A 17,396-nucleotide genomic window follows, 5' to 3' on the forward strand; every position below is an offset into this window, starting at 1 on the left:
AAATCTGGCTTAAGTCAAAGCGGAGATAAGATGGGGAAAAAGGGCGTTCTTTCGGGGATGAATCTGGCAATGGGGAACGGGGCCACCGGAGGGTGACCCTGTTTTGCGGCAGTACAGCGCTGTTGCCCGCCCGCAGGCGGACAACATCGGGTCAGAACCCTAAGCTGTCCAGCAGGTCATCAACCTGATCCTGGTTCGCCACCACGCCCGGAGCATCGGCGTGGATCTGCGGCCCGTTCAGCAGGCTGGTGCCTTCCTGGCGCTTCTCTGCGCTGACTTCCGGCATGTTCTCCAGCAGCACCATCAACAGCTGGCGCTCAATCTCCTGGATCACATCCATCATGCGCTTGATCACCTGACCGGTCAGATCCTGGAAATCCTGCGCCATCATGATGGCCAGCAGCTGTTTGTTGGTGAAGGAGGTATGCTCTGGCACAGCGTCGAGGAATGCGCGCGTATCCGTCACCAACTCCCGCGCATCACCCAGTTCAATCGGGTTCTCAAACCACTCATCCCAACGCCCTTTCAGCTGAGTTGCCCCGGCTTCCATTTTATCCTGATGTGGCTGAGCTGCTTCAACACAGTTCAGCGCACGGTCGGCGGCCTGCGCCGTCATCTGCACCACGTAATCCAGACGGTCGCGGGCATCAGGAATGGCTTCAGCGGCATCGGCGATGGCTTTATCCAGCCCCAGCTCGCGCAGGCTGTCGCGCAGCATGCGGGTCAGAGACCCGATGCGACTGATGATGTCGTGTGCCGAGGCATCCATAGTTGGTTTCGGAAGGTCGCTCATCACATCTCCTTACATGCCCAGTTTTTCAAAAATTTTACCCAGCTTCTCTTCCAGGGTAGCGGCGGTGAAAGGCTTCACCACATATCCGCTGGCGCCTGCCTGAGCAGCAGCGATAATGTTCTCTTTCTTCGCTTCTGCGGTCACCATCAACACCGGCAGCGTGCTCATCGCCGCGTCGGCACGAATGGTCTGCAGCAGCTGCAGGCCATCCATGTTTGGCATGTTCCAGTCAGAAATGACGAAGTCGAAACCGCCTGCTTTCAGTTTGCCAAGGGCATCCACACCATCTTCTGCTTCTTCTACGTTATTGAAGCCCAGCTCTTTCAGCAGGTTACGGACAATACGACGCATCGTATTGAAGTCGTCTACTACCAAAAAGCGCATGTTTTTATCAGCCATATCTACTCCTGAGTTGTCTCGCCCGGCAGGACGGGCCTGTTAAATACGCAATGCCTGTCCGGCGCTAATTTTCGCCAGCATGTGCTGGCTGATGTTGCTTAAATCCACGACTTCATTCACACCGCCTGTGGCAATTGCCTCACGCGGCATGCCAAATACCACACAGCTGGCCTCGCTCTGCGCGATGGTCCAGGCTCCCGCCCGGTTCATCTCCAGCATCCCGGCGGCGCCGTCGTTGCCCATACCGGTGAGGATCACCCCCACCGCATTTCGTCCGGCGTTGATCGCCACCGATTTGAACAGCACATCCACCGACGGTTTGTGCCGGTTAACCGGCGGGCCGTCATTAAGTTTCACGACATAGTTGGCACCGCTTCGGGCCAGCTCCATATGCATCGCGCCTGGCGCGATATAGGCGTGACCCGGCAGAATACGCTCGCCATCTTCCGCCTCTTTCACCGTGATCTGACACAGCTTGTTCAGACGCTCGGCAAAGGAGCGGGTAAAGCCTGGTGGCATGTGCTGGGTAATCAGCAGCGCCGGGCTGGTCGCCGGTAACGGCTGCAGCACATGACGGATCGCCTCGGTGCCGCCGGTAGAGGAGCCAATCGCAATCAGTTTCTCACTACTCAGCAGCGGCCCTGCTTTCAGCGTCACCGGGGCCGGCATCGCGGCGCGGTTATGCAGACGGGCACGGGCCGCGGCGCGGATCTTGTCGCCAATCATCTGGCTGTAAGCCAGCATCCCTTCGCGGATGCCGAGCTGGGGCTTGGTGACGAAATCGACCGCCCCCAGTTCCAGCGCCCGCAGCGTAATCTCGGAGCCTTTTCCGGTCAGCGAGGAGACCATCACGACCGGCATCGGGCGTAACCGCATCAGTTTTTCCAGGAAATCGAGACCATCCATGCGCGGCATTTCCACATCCAGCGTCAGCACCTGCGGATTGAACTGCTTAATCAAATCGCGGGCGACCAGCGGATCCGGCGCCGTAGCGACCATCTCCATATCCGGATGACTGTTGATGATTTCCGTCATCAGTTGCCGCATCAGCGCAGAGTCATCTACGCACATCACGGTGATTTTGCTCATCATCTTTCCTTCGTCAGTCCATAGACGGTTTGTCCGCGCAGCCAGAACTCTTTACTGATCTGACTGAAGTTCTCTGAGTGACCGGCGAACAGAATGCCGCCCGGCTTCAGCAGCGGGACAAACCGACGCAGAATCTTCTCCTGCGTCTCTTTATCGAAATAGATCATCACATTGCGACAGAATATGGCGTCAAACGGCCCCGGCAGCGCCCACTCGTTAGCCAGCAGGTTAAGCTGGGCGAACGTGACCAGGCCACTGAGCTCAGGGCGCGCCCGCACCATGCCTGCATGCGGCCCGGTTCCGCGCAGGAAGAAGCGCTGCATCTGCGCCGGTGACAGCGTGCGCAGCTCCTCCTGGCGATAGACGCCGGAGACCGCTTTTTCCAGTACCTGGGTGTCGATATCGCTGGCGTGAACCTGAAATTTGCCGGGTCCGGTCCCCAGCGTTTCGGCCAGCGTCATGGCGATCGAATAGGGTTCTTCGCCGGTTGACGCCGCGGTGCTCCAGACGCTGAAGTTGCCCTGACGCTTACGTGCATGCTCCGCCAGAATCGGGAAGTGATGCGCTTCACGGAAGAACGCGGTCAGGTTAGTCGTCAGGGCGTTAATAAACGCCTGCCACTCGGCACTGTTCGGGTCGGACTCCAGCAGCGCCAGGTAGCGACCAAAATCGTCGATGTTCAGCGTGCGCAGACGACGAACCAGACGGTTGTAAACCATCTCACGCTTGTGATCGGCCAGTACGATACCGGCACGCTGATAGATCAGCTGGCTGATACGGCGAAAATGCGCATCGGAGAGCGGCAGGCGCTGCACCATCTGTGACAGCAGCGTTGTCGTCTCATTTTGATCTAATATCGTCGATTTTTTCATCTCTGCACCTGGCCCGAACTGAATACATTAACTCTGCTGCGATGTCCGGCCGCGAAACGGCGGCCGGACGACGGGCGATTAAAAGGTTTCCCAGTTGTCGTCACTGCGCGCAGCAGACTGACGGCCAACGGCTAACGGCGCATCAAGCTGTAGGGTTTTTGTCGCCGTTGTCTTGTTAACGGCCTGAGCGACAAATTCTTTACCAATATTGAACACTGAAACCGCCTGTTTTAAGTGACTTGCCTGATCTTCGAGCGCCGCAGCGGCTGCCGCTGACTCTTCGACCAGTGAGGCGTTCTGCTGGGTCACGCGATCCATCTCGGTAACCGCCAGGCCAACCTGGTCGATACCGCGGCTCTGCTCGTCTGACGCAGAGGCGATTTCACCCATGATGTCGGTCACGCGGGTCACCGCGCTGACGATGTTGCTCATGGTGTCACCGGCGCTTTCTACCAGCACCGAGCCGGTGTTCACGCGACTCACGGAATCTTCAATCAGGCCTTTGATCTCTCTTGCGGCCTGGGCGCTGCGCTGCGCCAGGCTGCGCACTTCACCGGCCACCACGGCAAAACCGCGCCCCTGTTCACCCGCACGGGCGGCCTCAACCGCCGCGTTCAGCGCCAGAATGTTGGTCTGGAAGGCGATACCGTCGATGACGCTGGTGATATCGGCAATTTTCTTCGAGCTGCCCGCAATCTCTTTCATGGTGGTGACCACGCCATCCACCACTTTGCCGCCCTGCTGCGCGGTTTCAGAGGCGGTCAGCGCCAGCTTGGACGCCTGACGGGCGTTTTCGGCGTTCTGCTTCACGGTGGCCGTCAGCTGCTCCATACTGGCCGCAGTCTGCTCCAGAGAGGCCGCCTGCTCTTCCGTACGCGAAGAGAGATCGTTGTTGCCGATAGCGATTTCGCTGGCACCGGTGTAGATGGCGTCAGAGCCATCACGCACGGTACGTACGGTACGCACCAGCTCCTGCTGCATGTGCTGCAGAGAGGTCAGCAACTCACCGATTTCGTTTCGCACGCTAATCTCGATCGGCTGAGTCAGATCGCCACGCGCAATGTGCTGGATATGTTCCATGCTCTGACGCAGCGGACGGATCAGCACCGAGCGCATCACGTTCCACACCAGGATAATCATCAGCAGCGTGACCGCCAGCGTAGCCACCACGATGGTGATAGAACGGGTATAGGCCTGCTGGTTAGCTTCGACCCCCTGCTTCGCCAGGACCTGGTTGTACTCAAGCCAGGCGGTGTAATCTTTCTGGAACTTGTCCTGATAGCTCTGGGTTGGCTGATCGACAAAGCCTTTGAAGTTGCCGGTGGTGAAGAAGACCATCAGCTCCGCCAGCGCATCGTGATAGGCCTTGTAGTTCGCCTGCAGTGCCAGGACGTTTTCGGCCGTTTTGCCCTTCTCCGACAGGTTATCGTTGAAGATCTGATAGTTGATTTCCGCCTGTTTCAGCTCTTCACCCGCCAGTGCCACCAGCTCTTTCACGCTGGCACCCGATCCCGCCATCTGCGCATCCTGCAGAAAACGAATACCGGCGCGGTTGAGGGTGTTGCGCGCCTGAACAAGCGAAACCCATGAGGTGCCCATAGCCTGCTGCAGCGTATTCAGACGCTGGTTGTAGGCAAAGTTATCTTTATCTGAACTGACAGTTTTGAAGAACATTCCGCCGGAAAACAGCTGCAGCAGCGCAAACAGCGCCAGCACACACAGCAGGCCGGAAACAACGCGTACTCGACTAAACATAAACACCTCATTGGTTGCGATTCGTTTTGTTTATCGGCGCAACGTGAGGGAACTTTATGGATGGCGACGGCTTTACGCCGTCACCAGAGTCAAAGGAAGGAAAATCAGGCGCGGGAGATTTTGAAAACGGAGACCGCCTGCATCAGTACGCTGGCCTGCTGCTCCAGTGCGGCGGCCGCGGCGGCCGACTCCTCAACCAGGGAGGCGTTCTGCTGCGTGACGCGATCCATCTCGGTCACCGCCTGTCCGACCTGCTCAATACCGCGGCTCTGCTCATCCGATGCCGAGGCGATTTCGCCCATGATGTCGGTGACGCGGGTGACCGCCCCGACGATCTCGCTCATGGTACTGCCGGCGCTTTCCACCTGCAGTGAACCACTGTTGACGCGCGACACGGAATCTTCGATCAGGCCTTTAATCTCTTTGGCGGCCTGCGCGCTGCGCTGCGCCAGGCTGCGGACTTCACCGGCCACGACCGCAAAACCGCGACCCTGTTCACCGGCTCGCGCCGCTTCCACGGCGGCGTTCAGCGCCAGGATGTTCGTCTGGAAGGCGATGCCATCGATCACGCTGATAATGTCAGCAATTTTCTTCGAGCTGCCCGCGATCTCTTTCATGGTGCTGACGACACCATCGACCACTTTTCCGCCCTGCTGCGCGGTTTCCGAGGCGGTCAGCGCCAGCTGAGAGGCCTGGCGGGCGTTGTCCGCATTCTGCTTCACGGTGGCGGTCAGCTGTTCCATGCTGGCTGCGGTCTGCTCCAGCGAGGCGGCCTGCTCCTCGGTGCGGGCCGACAGATCGTTGTTACCGGCCGCGATTTCGCTGGCGCCGGTAAAGATGGCATCAGAGCCGTCGCGCACATTGCCGACCGTCATCACCAGTGACTGCTGCATCTCATGGATGCCTGCGGCCAGCTGGCTCATCTCGTTGCGGCCTTCAACCACAATCGGCTGTGTCAGATCGCCAGACGCGATAGCGCGAATCTGGGTCAGCAGCTGGTGCAGCGGCTGAATCAGCACCTGACGCAGGCCAAACCAGCAGGCGACGATTACGGCAATGACCGTAACGCCAATCGCGCCCAGCAGCCACATCATCTGGGTAAAGGCACGCTGGTTCTGCGCCATGCCCTGATCGGAAAGCTCAGTCTGACGTTCACGCCATGCGCTGTAACTCTCCTGCATGGCAACCTGCTTCTGCTCGATGTTCTGTTTGAACATCCCTTCCAGATCGCGGGCCTGCAGGCTCGCCACCATCCCTTTCAGCCCTTTTTCATATTGCGCATAATCCGCTTCGAGTCTGTCACGCAGCGCCACTTCCAGGCCCGGCGTGGCAGGCAGATCGTAGTAGACTTTGAAGTGACGATCGGCTTCCGCTAACTGACTGTTAGCGCGGTTCATCAGATCATCCAGCTGACCGCCGTTCATCTGCGCCGCCATGCTGGTCTGCAACCGCAGCATGGCGCGGTTCAGTGTGGTGCGGCTGTTGTTCAGAGAGATATAGGCATCCGTCATCGAGGTGACGTTGCGGTTAGAGACCTGCGACAGTGCAAAAGCCGCTTTGTCATTATTCAGAGCGGACCAGAAAAGGCTGCCAGACATTAACTGGAGCGCGCCAAAGATAACCAGTACGGCGATTAAACTGGTCACCACTTTTATTTTTTTTAACATCTCGTTCCCCTGCAGGTTGATTAAGGTGCAGCGGCTATATCGGCGTGATTACGGGATTAATTAACGCTTTTCGGCACCTGAAGACCGAAAATGGCTTTTGTAATTATTTTTATCAGTGCGGGGCTATCAGTTTGACTTTAGTCAGAAAATCACGGAGGGCGCTGCGCAGCCCGCAGGATGCGCAGCGTAAAATCGCACGGATCGCCAGTGCGTTTCACTGGCGTGTGGCGGTCTGACAGCGGTCAGAAGGTTTCCCAGTGGGTGTCACTGACCGGTGCGGTCAGGGCTTTGCGTGAGGCCGGCAGCGCGGTCACGGGGGCGGCGATCGGCACATGCTTCGTCAGGGTCTGTGGGGCAGCGTCGCGTCTGATTTTAAACAGCGATACGGACTGGCTTAACCGGCTGGCCTGATCTTCCAGCGAGGCCGCCGCGGCCGCAGACTCCTCTACCAGCGAGGCGTTCTGCTGGGTGACACGATCCATTTCGGTGACCGCCTCCCCCACCTGATCGATTCCCCGACTCTGCTCATCAGAGGCCGAGGCGATTTCGCCCATGATGTCGGTGACGCGGGTCACCGCGCTGACGATATCGTTCATGGTTTCACCGGCGGTGCCGACCAGCTGTGAGCCAATGCTGACCCGGTTGACCGAGTCGTCGATCAGCCCTTTGATCTCTTTGGCCGCCTGGGCGCTGCGCTGCGCCAGGTTGCGCACTTCCCCTGCCACCACCGCAAATCCGCGTCCCTGTTCACCGGCGCGGGCCGCTTCCACGGCGGCGTTCAGCGCCAGAATGTTGGTCTGGAAAGCGATGCCATCAATCACGCTGGTGATGTCGGCAATCTTCTTCGAGCTGCCGGCGATTTCACTCATGGTTTTCACCACGCCATCCACCACGCTGCCGCCTTTTTCTGCGGTTTGCGAGGCACTGAGCGCCAGCTGTGACGCCTGACGGGCGTTTTCGGCGTTCTGTTTCACGGTGGCAGTCAGCTGCTCCATGCTGGCTGCGGTCTGCTCCAGTGAGGCGGCCTGCTGTTCCGTCCGGGCGGAGAGATCATTATTCCCGGCGGAGATCTCACTGGCACCAGTGAAAATCGCATCTGAGCCATCGCGCACCTGGCTGACGGTACGCACCAGCGACTGCTGCATCTCATGCAGACTGGCGGCAAGCTGCGTCATCTCGTTGCGCCCTTCCACGACGATGGTGTGGGTTAAATCACCCCGGGCGATATGCCGGATGTGATCGATGCTCTCGTTCAGCGGCGTCAGAACGATTTTACGCAGTCCGGACCAGCAGAGCAGAATCACCGCCAGCACGGCGACCAGAATCGTGCCCAGGATCCACATCATCCGGTTGTAGGCCGTGCTGTTCGCCTCTGCGCCCAGCGAAGCCAGGCGATTCTGATCGGCACGCCACTCACGATAGAGGGTTAAAAAGGCACTCTGACTGGGGGCGACCGGAATTTTACCGGCGGCGGTGAGATCGCCCGCCTGCAGCGCCGTCTGCATGGCACCCAGCGCCCCGGCATAATCCGCGTAGCGCTGGTCGAGCTGGCTGTTAAGTTGCTGATTCTGTCCCGGGGTGTCCGGTATCTCTTTGAATAGCCGGTAAAAGCCCTCTGCCGACTGCTGGAATCCTTTGCTCTCTTCAAACAGCCCCGCGACGTCGGCAGTTTTGCCCTCCAGTTTGCTGGTGGCGAAACGTAACTGAACACGCGTCAGCAGGACCCGGCTCTGATTCAGGCTGAGATAGGCGTCGTTCAGTGCCTCAGTATTTTTGGCCGCCAGCTGGGAGACCGCGAAACTCTGCTTGTCGTGGCTCAGCGCGGAGTAAAAAACAGAACCGGAGATGGCCTGTAAAAGCCCAAACACCAGCAACACCAGCAACAGACTGGTGACAACACGGATTTTCGTTAACATGATTAACCCTGAAAAAAGTAAGTGATTTGAGGTGACGTCTGAAGTATCGGCAGGAGGAGGCAAAAAATCAGAGGGGGAGACGTGTTTATTATCTGAACAGAAAGGGATAATTACCGGTGAGAATGATCACGGGCCGGTTAAGACCGGCCCGTGATAAACACCTTACGCGCGCAGGTTATCGACCAGCGCCATCTCGTCGCTGCTCAGCAGCTTCTCGATGTCGACCAGAATCAGCATACGCTCGCCGAGCGCACCCAGACCGGTCAGGTATTCGGTAGACATGGTGACCGCGAACTCCGGGGAAGGACGGATCTGATCCTGGGTCAGCGACAGCACGTCAGAGACGCCGTCAACCACAATGCCGACCACGCGGTTTTCCAGATTCAGCACGATGACCACGGTGTTGTCATTGTACTCCACATCGGGCTGTGCAAACTTCACGCGCAGATCGATGATCGGTACGATAACGCCGCGCAGGTTGGTTACACCACGGATAAAGTCAGGGGTGTTTGCGATACGGGTAACCTGATCGTAACCGCGGATCTCCTGCACCTTAAGGATATCGATGCCGTACTCTTCGTCGCCCAGCGTGAAAACCAGGAACTCCTGACCTACGGTTTCGCCAGCAATTTTTGTCACGGTTGCCATTCCATTCATGTTATTTACCTTTTCGTTTTCAATCAGGCGGCAGCGCCGGCCACACGTTTTTCACGGTTCAGAGATTGCAGGGCGGAGACATCGACAATCAGCGCGACGCTACCGTCACCCAGAATGGTCGCGGCAGAGATGCCCGGCACCTTGCGATAGTTGCTCTCCAGGTTCTTCACCACCACCTGATGCTGACCAATCAGCTGATCGACCAGCAGCGCATAGCGTTTGCCCGCGCTCTGCAGGATCACGACGATCCCCTGCGTGGCTTCCGTTTTCGCGCCCTGCACATCAAAGACGTTCCACAGTTCAACCAGCGGCAGATATTCACCACGCACTTCCAGCACGCACTCGCCACCCGCCAGCGGCTTCAGCTCTTCGGCGCGCGGTTGCAGCGACTCCATCACCGCATTCAGCGGCAGAATGAAGACTTCGTCGGCCACACGAACGGACATGCCGTCGAGGATGGCCAGCGTCAGAGGCAGCAGGATGCGAATGGTGGTGCCTTTGCCCTGCTTCGAGGCGATTTCGACGTGACCGCCCATCTCCTGAATGTTTCGTTTCACCACGTCCATACCTACGCCGCGTCCGGAAACATCTGTCACCTGCTCTGCAGTGGAGAAGCCTGGCGCGAAGATCAGCATGCCGACCTCTTCATCGCTCATGTTCTCGCTGACCGGCAGGCCGGATGAGAGCGCTTTAGCCAGAATACGTTCACGGTTAAGGCCGGCACCATCATCGGAGACTTCGATGCAGATGTTGCCGCCCTGGTGTTCCGCGGAGAGCGTCAGGTTACCGGTCGCAACCTTGCCAGCCGCCACGCGTTTCTCAGGCGTTTCGATACCGTGGTCCAGGCTGTTACGCACCAGGTGCGTTAACGGGTCGATGATGCGCTCAATCAGGCTCTTATCGAGTTCGGTCGAGCTGCCCAGCAGGGTCAGTTCAACCTCTTTGCCGAGCTTGCTGGCCAGGTCACGCACCAGACGCGGGAAGCGGCTGAAGACATATTCCATTGGCATCATACGAATCGACATCACCGATTCCTGCAGATCGCGGGCATTACGCTCCAGCTGACCCATGCTGTTCAGCAGGTCGCCATGCGCGACCGGGTCCAGCTCGCCGGAACGCTGCGCCAGCATGGACTGGGTGATCACCAGCTCGCCCACCAGGTTGATCAGCTGATCAACCTTCTCTACCGCCACGCGGATACTGGTGGATTCGCTTGATTTGGCCGGGGCCGCGGCGCGCTTGCTTTCACGCTTCGCTGGTGCCACCGGCAGTTCGGTGACGCTGGCCGTGTGGACTTCTTCCACCACGGGCGCGGCAACCGCCGCCACCGGTGCGGCAACGGCGTCGTCCGCCTCCGGGAAGCGGATCTGTGCTTCGTCGATGACGAAGCAGAGCACCGCCACGATGTCATCTTTGCCCACACCATCGATGCAGACATCCAGCGTGGTGCTGCCTTTCTGCACGTTGGTCAGAGTGCCGAGGTTGCCCATCTCTTCCAGCATCAGATCGACTTCTTTCTCTTTGAGGTCGATCAGCTGAACACGCAGGCCACTGCTGCTGGTGCTGGTGCTGACAGGTTCTTCACTGACAGGCACCACGCTGACCGGCAGTTCTGCCGGCAGACCTTTAGCCTCCAGCGCCAGCTGGCGCAGTGCTTCACAGATATATTTGAAGCTTTCCGCGTTCGGCTCCTGCGCGGTTTTATATGCATCGAGCTGTTCCTGCATAATATCTTTGGTTTCCAAAAACAGGTTGATGATGTCGGTGCTGAGCTGCATCTCGCCGCGACGAGCACCATCCAGAATGTTTTCCAGGATGTGAGTCGTTTCCTGTAATACCGTAAAACCAAAGGTTCCGGCCCCACCCTTAATGGAGTGAGCGGCACGGAAGATGGCGTTGAGCTGTTCAGAATCTGGCTCCTGCGGGTCAAGGCCCAGCAGGTGTTGTTCCATATCCGCTAATAGCTCATCGGCTTCATCAAAAAACGTCTGGTAAAAATCGCTGATGTCCATACTCACGGGAATCACCTCGGCTGTGAGGGGGCTGCTGTATTCACCGCGCTGCCCTGGGGTGCTGGCGGTGCGGTAATTTTTTCAATGGCCGCCGGATCGCTGATCTGGACGGCATCACTTTCTGCGTTCTCTTTTTCTATTGCCGCTTCGGTGTCATGGTTCAACACCAGCAGGCTGATGCGGCGGTTCACTGCATCATTCCCGCCGCGATTTTTCAGGCGCATGGTGTCGGCCATACCCAACACCCGCAAAACTTTGCCGCTGTCCAGGCCGCCCATCACCAGTTCACGGCGGGAGGCGTTAGCGCGGTCGGTCGAGAGTTCCCAGTTGCTGTAGCCTTTGTCGCCGCCGGCATACTGGAAGTCATCGGTATGTCCGGCCAGGCTGATGCGGTTCGGGATGTCATTGAGGATCGGCGCTATCGCACGCAGAATGTCGCGCATATAAGGCTCCACCTCGGCACTGCCGGTCTTAAACATCGGGCGATTCTGGCTGTCGATAATCTGAATACGCAGCCCCTCTTCCACCATGTTAATAATCAGATGCGGACGCAGCGTTTTCAGACGCGGATCGGCCTCAATCATCTGATCGAGCTTCTCCCGCAGCCGGTTGAGACGGATCTCATCCAGCTGACGTTTCTGCGCATCCATATCGACCTTTTTGTTCACTTCACCGATCTTTTTCGTCGGATCATCCCCGCCGCCGGGGATCGGGCTTTCGCTGTCGCTGCTGCGCTGCCCGCCGGTGATCGCCACTTTCAGTGGCGTTTTAAAGTAGTCTGCTATCTGCACCAGCTGCTGCGGGTTTGCGATCGACAGCAGCCACATCACCATAAAAAAGGCCATCATCGCCGTCATAAAGTCGGCGTAGGCAATCTTCCACGAACCGTGGCTGCCTTCATGGCCTTTATGTTTGCGCTTTTTGATCAGCACAATTGGGCGATTGCCGTGTTTCATGAAGCCTCGTCCGAAGTCTGTTTAGCCGGGTTTTTCGCGTTACGCACATGCTCTTCCAGTTCGCTGAACGACGGGCGCTCGGCGGAATAGAGCGTCTTACGACCAAACTCCACCGCAATCTGCGGGGCATAACCGTTCAGGCTCGACAGCAGCGTCACCTTGATGCACTGCATCATCTTGGTGGTTTCCGCACACTTCTGACGCAGAACGGATGACAGCGGAGAGATAAATCCGTAGGCCAGCAAAATGCCCAGGAAGGTTCCCACCATCGCATGGGCCACCAGTGCACCCAGTTCCGCCGCCGGACGGTCGGCCGACGCCAGTGCGTGCACCACGCCCATGACCGCTGCCACGATACCGAATGCCGGCAGTCCGTCACCCACCGCCGCTATACTCTGCGCTGGTACGTCACACTCATGTTCGTAAGTCTCAATCTCTTCATCCATTAACGCCTCAATTTCAAAGGCGTTCATGTTGCCGCTGACCATCAGACGCAGATAGTCAGTAATGAAATCGACTAACTGTTTATCGGCAAGAATGCGGGGATAATTAGCAAAAATTTCACTCTGGCTGGGATCTTCGATATCGCGTTCTAGCGATAACATCCCCTGCTGACGCGATTTGGCCATCAGACGATAAAGCAGCGCCATCAGATCCATGTAAACCGCTTTGTTGTACTTTGAGCCGCGAAATAACAGCGGCAGCGCTTTCATGGTCTTTTTAATCGACTTGCCGTTGTTGCCGACTAAAAAAGCACCGGCACCCGCGCCGCCGATCATTAATAATTCGGCTGGCTGATAAAGCGCGCCCAGATGGCCACCGACCAGTGCATATCCGCCCAACACGGAGCCTAAAACAACCAGGTAACCTATAATTATCAGCACAAAAAATCCTTACGTCCGTAACGTGTTGGTGGAAGTTAAGCCAGAGAGCCGCAGGCGTTATTCTCAAACCGGAAGCAAAAAAAAAGCAGCGGTATTAACCGCTGCTGGATGGCTTCCACAGTGCGAACAAACTTAAACGGCGTGTTTAACCTGTTCATCCAGCAGTTGTGGAAACATATCGGCAGATTCTGCAGAAAGTTTACGTCTTTTTACGGCACGTGATGGTGGCTGGCACAGGCTGCAGGTAAAGCTGCCAACCGGCTGATGTGCATGGTTAATAAAGCTGCCATTGCAGCATTTGCAGTCAGCCAGTTCCAGCATGCCACTTTCAACAAATCGGACCAGGGTCCAGGCGCGGGTCAGCGCCAACAGCGGGCCCTCGTCCGATTGCGGACACTGCTCAAGGTATAACCGGTAGGCTTTGATGACGGCATCGACGCCACTGCACAGGCCGGTTTTCAGCAAAAATTTCCAGGCGTTACAGAACATGGAAGCGTGGATGTTCTGCTCCCAGGTCATGAACCAGTCCGTGGAGAACGGCAGCATGCCTTTTGGCGGCGGGCTGCCACGCAGTTCTTTATAGAGCTTGATCAGGCGACCCCGGCTCAGCTGGGTTTCGCTCTCTAACATCTGTAAGCGTGCACCTAACGAGATCAACTCCATTGCGAGCTGAATGTCACGCGCTTCCTGAACAATACTTTTCTCACTCATGACATTGCTCTCTTTTTAGCAGGCAGATCTTCTTTAGACGCATTACGCAGTAAACGGCTGGATAATAAAATGCCGGTATGAATCTGCTGTAAATCATCCACGCGGGATTCCTGCGTCAGGCGATTAATCGTGCTGCTGTCGGTAAAACGAAACTGGCAAACCAGCTGATTGGTTTCCGCCATTTTTACCATTTCAGGCAATGTTAATTCTGATAATGCATTCGCCATTTTTTCGTCAATGCCGAGGCGAAACATTGCAGAAGCTTTATCCTGGTTAATTAAACGCTGCGCAAGCAGTAAATAAGACAAGTTGAGATCGTAAATATGTTTCAGTACTTCAGAGGTGCCCATTATTTTCCATCCTGAGAGATGCGACGTAACTGTATCGCAGAATATGATCTGCGGTTCGAGCTGCTGTTTGATAAATCAAAAGATGGCAAAAAAATTTCACATAAATTTGATGTCACTGTTTTTCGCCTTCTGTTTTTTGTGAGTTTCAGACCCACCGAAGGTCGAAAATCCATGCCATTTTATTTTCGAGTTCCGGACATCTTCCGTGACGCCTTCTTACTTTTTTTAGGACTATTCCGAAAACAACGCAAATCTATATCGTCTGATTTCGGGTTACAACGACAGCCAGGAGAAATTTTAGATAAAGTGTGACGCAGATCACACTTTTAAGGCAAATTTCTTCAGCAACCCTTTACCATTGCTTATCGAGTGGTCATTTTTTGAGCAAAAAAGAGCGATTTTAAGTCCAATTTGTCCTGAGAAAGGTTTAATAGGGGGTAAAAGCAGCGTTATTCGACGGTTTGCGCAGTCCGGAATGAATAATGGGTGTTAATCGTTTTAACACCCTATTTAGAACCATTTAAAGATGAGTAATCAGCATTTTATGCTGAAATTCAGGCCGGGTATTTGCTGTGAAATTAGTTACTTAAGGGGAGCAACGCTGCGGGTATGTAAATAAATCGTCAGGGTATAACGGCTGTGAGAAGGCCTTCTGACAACCTGGCGTTAACAGTGACAAGGGGTCGCTAAGGAACCGGCACCTGATGTAACAAGGGTTTACATAAGAAAGCCGAATGAGTTGAGGGGTACGCATACGATGGCACTATGAGTATCGGCACGCGGGGCTAAAACTTGAGTTAAAAAGGTAAAGAAAGCGGATAAGCCCCACAGCGCGGGATTTCTGCGTGGGTTGCATTTATCGGGCCAGCCTCACGTCCTGATCGGCCTGCCAGACGAAATGCGCCGAAAACGGCGTATCAGACAAGTTGTGGTACCTGCGGAAAGGTTTGAAAAGCGGTGGGACGAAAACGGCGGCGATATCGCAGGGATATCGCCGCCGTTGTTAACGAGGTCAGGCGAGTTTCGGGAAGGTCGCGACCTTATTATCGGTGCCGTGGTCAGCGCTGCGCGGGGAAATGGCTTCCAGGTCTTTCAGGAAGTTTTCACGCCAGGCGGTAATATCGTTCTTACGCAATACCGCCATCATGTCGTTGTAGCGCGAGATCCTTTCCGTCCGCGGCATGGTAATCGCTTTATCCAGTGCCGCCGCCACTTCATCGCGGTCATAAGGGTTCACGATTAACGCTGAGGTCAGCTCGTTGGCGGCCCCGGCAAAGCGGGAGAGCACCAGAACGCCGGGATCGTCCGGGTCCTGGGCGGCGACATACTCTTTAGCGACCAGGTTCATCCCGTCACGCAGCGGCGTGACCAGGCCGACGTCAGTCAGGCGGAAGATTTTCATCAGCAGGCGACGGTCAAAATGCTGGTTAAGGTAGTAAAGCGGGGTCCAGCCCAGCGTACCGTACTTACCGTTGATACGCCCGGCTTCGGTCTCCAGCTGATGACGGATATCCTGATACGCCTGCACATCTCCGCGCGAAGTCGGTGCAATCTGCGAGTAGCGGATTTTGCCGCGGTGCTGCGGGAAATTCTCCAGCAGCGCTTCGTAAGCCAGAAAACGCTCCGGCAGACCTTTGGAATAGTCGAGACGCTCACAGGCGATAATGTTGCGCGCATCGCCCAGCTCTTTTTTCATCGCCGCCATTTTAGGCGGCAGAGGTCCTTCGGCCATCTCTTTAATACTGTCCGGCTCAATCCCGATAGGGTAAACCTCAGTCATAAAGGTATTGCCAAAGGCACGATGCTTTTTATCGCCCTTATTCTGCAACTGCGTTAGCTGGCTGACGCTGTCGAGGAAGGCCACGCGGTCAGATTCGGTCTGGAAGCCGAGCAGATCATACTCGCACAGCATTTCCAGCAGCTCTTTATGCGGCGGCAGTGCATTGAATATTTCCGGGGTCGGGAACGGAATATGCAGGAAGAAACCAATGCGGTTATTAATGCCCGCGCGGCGTAACGCGGCGGCAAACGGTAAAAAGTGATAATCGTGGATCCAGACAATATCATCAGGCTTAATCAGCGGTTTCAGACGCTGCGCAACCATATCGTTTACGTCACAATACCCTTCCCAGGCTTCACGCTGGAACTGCACCAAATCGAGACGATAATGGAAAGCGGGCCAGATGACGGTATTGGAGAACTGGCAATAGTAGAGATCATATTCGTTCTGGTTGAGCGGGAAGGAGGCATACTCAATGCCCTCATGTTCCTGAACGCTGACCTGCTCCTCTTCTTCACCAGAAAACTCGCTGATTTCACCGTTCCAGCCAAACCACAATCCACCCGTGCTTTTCAGGGCATCGAGGATGCCGACGGCCAAACCGCCTGCGCTGGTTTTAGACCCATCTGGCATGGCGACACGGTTAGATACAACCACTAAACGACTCATAACCTAAACTCCTTACCGACGTTGTCTTGCTCTAATAGTAATAATGTTTTTTCCAGCCAGCCGTAAACCGCATCGACATCAGTAAGCCGATAATGGGCCTGACTGGAACCTTCACCGACCTTAATCGAGATGCCCTGCTGCGCGTTAACCGCCACAAAGCCCTTCTCGTCGGTCAAATCGTCACCGATAAAAACGGGGATACGTCCGGCAAACGGGGCCTGCTGCATAAGGTCGCTGATCGCTGCGCCCTTATCGATGCCTGCCGGTTTAATTTCAACGACACATTTCCCCGGCTGCAGTGCCAGTCCGGGAAAACGCTTCACGGACTGTTCGGCCAGTCGCATCACATCCTGCTCATGCTGCATCGCCTGGCGATAATGGAGCGCAAAGGCCATGCCTTTTACCTCCAGCTGCGTACCAGGCCAGCCTGCCATGGCATCCTGCAGTTCCTGCCGGAGCGCCTGCTCGACCTCGGCGGGCAGGCTGATGCGATGCAACTCACCCTGCGCATTGCGGCGCTCTGCACCATGCACGCCCGCTGCGGGTCCGTGCCAGGGCGCGGCCAGCGCATCAAGCTGTGCAATGGGTCTGCCGGAAACCAGCGCGAGGGCACCCTGACAATGGTCAGAAAGCTGTTGCAGTTGTGCGATGACCTGCTGAGGAATGAATACCGCTTCGGGACGGGACTGTATCGCTGCCAGCGTGCCGTCGACATCAAAAAAGAAGGCGTACTGTCCGCTGCGTAATGCCGGATACGTGGGATGTGTCTCTTCCACCTGGGTCACGTCACTTCTCCTGAAAATCAGATTTAATAAAACATTGAGTTGAAACAAGAATGTCCTGACGCAGTCAGGTCAGCAAGCGGGAAATTCTGATAAAGCGGTGA

Annotated in this window: 15 protein-coding genes; all 15 read right to left on the reverse strand. The window is 56.2% G+C overall.

Annotated elements, in window-relative coordinates:
• Nucleotides 1-151: 151 nt before the first annotated feature.
• The 15 genes from cheZ to otsB all read right to left on the reverse strand — a co-directional run bounded on the left by cheZ (nucleotide 152) and on the right by otsB (nucleotide 17,295).
• Nucleotides 152-793 carry a protein phosphatase CheZ gene (cheZ, locus tag F3I47_RS21675; protein WP_009089682.1) on the reverse strand — a complete coding sequence of 214 codons (642 nt, stop codon included), beginning with the start codon at nucleotides 791-793 and terminating at the stop codon, nucleotides 152-154.
• Nucleotides 794-802: 9 nt separating this feature from the next.
• Nucleotides 803-1,192, reverse strand: coding sequence for a chemotaxis response regulator CheY (gene cheY / locus F3I47_RS21680; protein ID WP_003849158.1), 390 nt, complete (start codon nucleotides 1,190-1,192; stop codon nucleotides 803-805).
• Between the two features lie 39 nt (nucleotides 1,193-1,231).
• The gene (locus tag F3I47_RS21685) at nucleotides 1,232-2,281 is read right to left on the reverse strand and encodes a chemotaxis response regulator protein-glutamate methylesterase (RefSeq protein WP_009089678.1); all 1,050 of its coding nucleotides are present in this window, start codon (nucleotides 2,279-2,281) and stop codon (nucleotides 1,232-1,234) included.
• Nucleotides 2,281-3,153 carry a protein-glutamate O-methyltransferase CheR gene (gene cheR, locus F3I47_RS21690; protein WP_009089677.1) on the reverse strand — a complete coding sequence of 291 codons (873 nt, stop codon included), beginning with the start codon at nucleotides 3,151-3,153 and terminating at the stop codon, nucleotides 2,281-2,283. The genes F3I47_RS21685 and cheR overlap by 1 nt, the downstream gene beginning before the upstream one ends.
• A gap of 78 nt (nucleotides 3,154-3,231) precedes the next feature.
• Complete coding sequence (locus tag F3I47_RS21695) at nucleotides 3,232-4,908, reverse strand: methyl-accepting chemotaxis protein (RefSeq protein WP_046102009.1); 1,677 nt, start codon at nucleotides 4,906-4,908, stop codon at nucleotides 3,232-3,234.
• A gap of 104 nt (nucleotides 4,909-5,012) precedes the next feature.
• A complete protein-coding gene (locus tag F3I47_RS21700) occupies nucleotides 5,013-6,575 on the reverse strand; it encodes a methyl-accepting chemotaxis protein (RefSeq protein ID WP_150029838.1) in 1,563 nt (520 codons plus the stop codon).
• 242 nt (nucleotides 6,576-6,817) lie between these two features.
• A complete protein-coding gene (locus F3I47_RS21705; protein ID WP_150029837.1) occupies nucleotides 6,818-8,491 on the reverse strand; it encodes a methyl-accepting chemotaxis protein in 1,674 nt (557 codons plus the stop codon).
• A 162-nt stretch (nucleotides 8,492-8,653) separates the two neighbouring features.
• Nucleotides 8,654-9,148, reverse strand: a complete 495-nt coding sequence (gene cheW / locus F3I47_RS21710; protein ID WP_009089670.1) for a chemotaxis protein CheW — start codon at nucleotides 9,146-9,148, stop codon at nucleotides 8,654-8,656.
• A 23-nt stretch (nucleotides 9,149-9,171) separates the two neighbouring features.
• Complete coding sequence (gene cheA, locus F3I47_RS21715; protein WP_190311354.1) at nucleotides 9,172-11,160, reverse strand: chemotaxis protein CheA; 1,989 nt, start codon at nucleotides 11,158-11,160, stop codon at nucleotides 9,172-9,174.
• 11 nt (nucleotides 11,161-11,171) lie between these two features.
• Nucleotides 11,172-12,116, reverse strand: a complete 945-nt coding sequence (gene motB, locus F3I47_RS21720; RefSeq protein ID WP_009089667.1) for a flagellar motor protein MotB — start codon at nucleotides 12,114-12,116, stop codon at nucleotides 11,172-11,174.
• Nucleotides 12,113-13,000, reverse strand: coding sequence for a flagellar motor stator protein MotA (motA, locus tag F3I47_RS21725; protein WP_009089665.1), 888 nt, complete (start codon nucleotides 12,998-13,000; stop codon nucleotides 12,113-12,115). Before motA ends, motB begins: the two co-directional genes overlap by 4 nt.
• 132 nt (nucleotides 13,001-13,132) lie before the next feature.
• Nucleotides 13,133-13,711, reverse strand: a complete 579-nt coding sequence (gene flhC, locus F3I47_RS21730) for a flagellar transcriptional regulator FlhC (RefSeq protein ID WP_009089663.1) — start codon at nucleotides 13,709-13,711, stop codon at nucleotides 13,133-13,135.
• Entirely contained in the window at nucleotides 13,708-14,061 is a 354-nt protein-coding gene (gene flhD, locus F3I47_RS21735; RefSeq protein ID WP_009089661.1) for a flagellar transcriptional regulator FlhD, read from the reverse strand. The genes flhC and flhD overlap by 4 nt, the downstream gene beginning before the upstream one ends.
• A gap of 1,012 nt (nucleotides 14,062-15,073) precedes the next feature.
• Nucleotides 15,074-16,510 carry an alpha,alpha-trehalose-phosphate synthase gene (otsA, locus tag F3I47_RS21740; RefSeq protein WP_009089660.1) on the reverse strand — a complete coding sequence of 479 codons (1,437 nt, stop codon included), beginning with the start codon at nucleotides 16,508-16,510 and terminating at the stop codon, nucleotides 15,074-15,076.
• Nucleotides 16,507-17,295, reverse strand: a complete 789-nt coding sequence (otsB, locus tag F3I47_RS21745) for a trehalose-phosphatase (RefSeq protein WP_150029836.1) — start codon at nucleotides 17,293-17,295, stop codon at nucleotides 16,507-16,509. Before otsB ends, otsA begins: the two co-directional genes overlap by 4 nt.
• Nucleotides 17,296-17,396: the final 101 nt, after the last annotated feature.

It is taken from the genome of Pantoea sp. M_10, assembly GCF_008631515.1.
Taxonomy (GTDB): domain Bacteria; phylum Pseudomonadota; class Gammaproteobacteria; order Enterobacterales; family Enterobacteriaceae; genus Pantoea; species Pantoea anthophila.

Coding starts and splice junctions, on each gene's coding strand:
- cheZ (WP_009089682.1), bottom strand. CDS start 793: ATGAGCGACCTTCCGAAACCAACTATGGATGCCTCGGCACACGACATC.
- cheY (WP_003849158.1), bottom strand. CDS start 1,192: ATGGCTGATAAAAACATGCGCTTTTTGGTAGTAGACGACTTCAATACG.
- F3I47_RS21685 (WP_009089678.1), bottom strand. CDS start 2,281: ATGAGCAAAATCACCGTGATGTGCGTAGATGACTCTGCGCTGATGCGG.
- cheR (WP_009089677.1), bottom strand. CDS start 3,153: ATGAAAAAATCGACGATATTAGATCAAAATGAGACGACAACGCTGCTG.
- F3I47_RS21695 (WP_046102009.1), bottom strand. CDS start 4,908: ATGTTTAGTCGAGTACGCGTTGTTTCCGGCCTGCTGTGTGTGCTGGCG.
- F3I47_RS21700 (WP_150029838.1), bottom strand. CDS start 6,575: ATGTTAAAAAAAATAAAAGTGGTGACCAGTTTAATCGCCGTACTGGTT.
- F3I47_RS21705 (WP_150029837.1), bottom strand. CDS start 8,491: ATGTTAACGAAAATCCGTGTTGTCACCAGTCTGTTGCTGGTGTTGCTG.
- cheW (WP_009089670.1), bottom strand. CDS start 9,148: ATGAATGGAATGGCAACCGTGACAAAAATTGCTGGCGAAACCGTAGGT.
- cheA (WP_190311354.1), bottom strand. CDS start 11,160: ATGGACATCAGCGATTTTTACCAGACGTTTTTTGATGAAGCCGATGAG.
- motB (WP_009089667.1), bottom strand. CDS start 12,116: ATGAAACACGGCAATCGCCCAATTGTGCTGATCAAAAAGCGCAAACAT.
- flhC (WP_009089663.1), bottom strand. CDS start 13,711: ATGAGTGAGAAAAGTATTGTTCAGGAAGCGCGTGACATTCAGCTCGCA.
- flhD (WP_009089661.1), bottom strand. CDS start 14,061: ATGGGCACCTCTGAAGTACTGAAACATATTTACGATCTCAACTTGTCT.
- otsA (WP_009089660.1), bottom strand. CDS start 16,510: ATGAGTCGTTTAGTGGTTGTATCTAACCGTGTCGCCATGCCAGATGGG.